Origin of the sequence: Rubrivirga sp., from assembly GCF_049648075.1 — a bacterium.
GTDB lineage: Bacteria > Bacteroidota > Rhodothermia > Rhodothermales > Rubricoccaceae > Rubrivirga.
The window spans coordinates 1-1,880 of sequence record NZ_JBARYR010000359.1 but is presented as its reverse complement, the minus strand read 5'-3'; the positions used below and the strand labels follow the sequence as shown (position 1 = coordinate 1,880).

The window sequence follows — 1,880 nt, the reverse complement described above, 5'->3', positions numbered from 1 at the left end:
CAGCAGAGTCGCGCCGTCTCCGACCTCGAAGCCGACGGCTCCGCGCTGTCGGGCTGGGGATCCGCACGGTGGGTCGGGTTCGTCCTCGAGGTCGGCGCCGGGGCGCGGTCACAGGGCGCGCTCGGTGGGACGCCCTCGTTCCTCGAGGCCTGGGACCGTGTCTCGTCCTCGAGGGCGTGGCTCGACGCCGCTGTCCGCCCCGACGACCGGCTCGCGCTGTGGAGCCGCCTCGAGGTCGTGGACGGCACGGACTGGGCCGAGGGTGAGACGCCGAGCTACGTGCTCCTCGACCTCGGCTTGAGCAAGCGCGTCTGGGGCGACCGGCTCCGCGTGTCGCTCGGCGGCCGCAACGTGCTCGGCTCCGACGAGCAGACGCACCCGTTGGGCGCGACGCTGGGGCCACGGCTGTTCGTGCGCGCCCACGCGCAGCTTTAGGCGCTCGGGTGGGCTCGGCAGGATTTGAACCTGCAACCGTTCGGTTATGAGCCGACTGCACTAACCGTTGTGCTACGAGCCCGGACACGCAAACTACCGCCGACCTCGACGGCGGCTACACTACACAGAGACGCCAGAACGCCCGTCGGCGGCCAGACCGCCACACAGGTCCGACCTCGAGGGCGAAGGCTCAACGGTGCACAGAAGGCACATACAGTTTATGAACTCTGCCTAATACCGTAGAAAGTGAGGCATCAGGATGGATCAGCTTCCAATAGCGCGGTAGGTTGAGCTCTCAGCCATTCGACCCCTCGCCTCGCCCTTGGAAAAGCTCGACGCCATTGACGTCCAGATCCTCGACCTCTTGCAGCGCCGGGGCCGCATCAAGCGGACCGAGATCGCCGAGGCCGTCGGGCTGTCCATCCCGTCCGTCTCGGACCGGATGCGCAAGCTCGAGGCGCGCGGCGTCACGACCGGCTTTCGAGCCACCGTGGACGCCAAGCGGCTGGGCTGGGACGTCACCGCGTTCGTGTTCGTCCAGTCCGTCGGGAGCGATCACTACCCGGAGTTTATCGAGACGGTCACCGCCCTCGACGAGGTTCAAGAGCTCCACTCCGTGACTGGCGACGGCAGCCATGTCCTCAAGGTCCGCGTCAAGAACACGACCGGCCTGGAGCAGCTGCTCGCCCGCCTCCAGGGCGTGCCCGGCGTCCGTGGGACGCGGACCAGCCTGGTCTTGTCCACGCACAAGGAGACGACCTACCTCCCGTCTGAGCCGATGACGCTCCCCCCGACCCACTGATCGTCCTCGAGGTCGGCTCCGGCCTCGATGCGTCCTCGATGACGCCTACCCTTCCCGGTCTCGTCCTCGAGGCCGAACACCGCACAGACTCACCCTCCCCACACCATGCCCGCCACCCCATCCCGCGACGTCGAGGAGATCTTCGGCCAGAACACGTTTGGCCTGGCCCAGATGAAGTCCCGGCTCCCGAAGTCGGTCTACAAGAAGCTGACCGCCACCATCTCCAACGGCGACCCATTCGACGAGACCGTCGCCGACGCCGTCGCGCTCGCCATGAAGGAGTGGGCCGTCGAGCACGGCGCGACCCACTACACGCACTGGTTCCAGCCACTGACCGGCCGGACGGCCGAGAAGCACGACTCGTTCATCACGCCCAACGCCGGCGGCGGCGCCGTGGCGGAGTTTTCGGGCAAGAACCTGATCCAGGGCGAGCCCGACGCGTCCAGCTTCCCCGGCGGCGGCCTGCGCGCCACGTTCGAGGCCCGCGGCTACACGGCCTACGACCCGACCAGCCCCGCGTTCATCGTCGAGCACAACGACGTCGCCACGCTGTGCATCCCGACGGCCTTTGCGTCGTGGACCGGCGAGGCCCTCGACCACAAGATCCCGCTTCTCCGCTCGATGGAGGCGCTCAACCGGACGG

At 68.1% G+C, this 1,880-nt stretch carries 3 protein-coding genes and 1 tRNA gene; 3 read left to right on the top strand and 1 reads right to left on the bottom strand.

The genetic code is table 11. The features are described 5' to 3' along the window. On the top strand, window positions 1–435 hold a 435-nt coding region (locus tag WBA11_RS10585; protein ID WP_424520657.1), incomplete at its 5' end, for a hypothetical protein. 9 nt (window positions 436–444) lie between these two features. On the opposite strand, the gene WBA11_RS10580 is transcribed toward WBA11_RS10585, so the two are convergent. Then, window positions 445–517 (bottom strand) — tRNA-Ile (locus tag WBA11_RS10580). A gap of 240 nt (window positions 518–757) precedes the next feature. Between WBA11_RS10580 and WBA11_RS10575 the strand changes: the two genes are divergently transcribed. Then, window positions 758–1,237: an Lrp/AsnC family transcriptional regulator gene (locus WBA11_RS10575; protein ID WP_424520656.1), complete on the top strand. Its 480-nt coding sequence runs from the start codon at window positions 758–760 to the stop codon at window positions 1,235–1,237. Window positions 1,238–1,342: 105 nt separating this feature from the next. Further along, the coding region (locus tag WBA11_RS10570; protein ID WP_424520655.1) for a glutamine synthetase III at window positions 1,343–1,880 on the top strand (538 nt) is incomplete at its 3' end.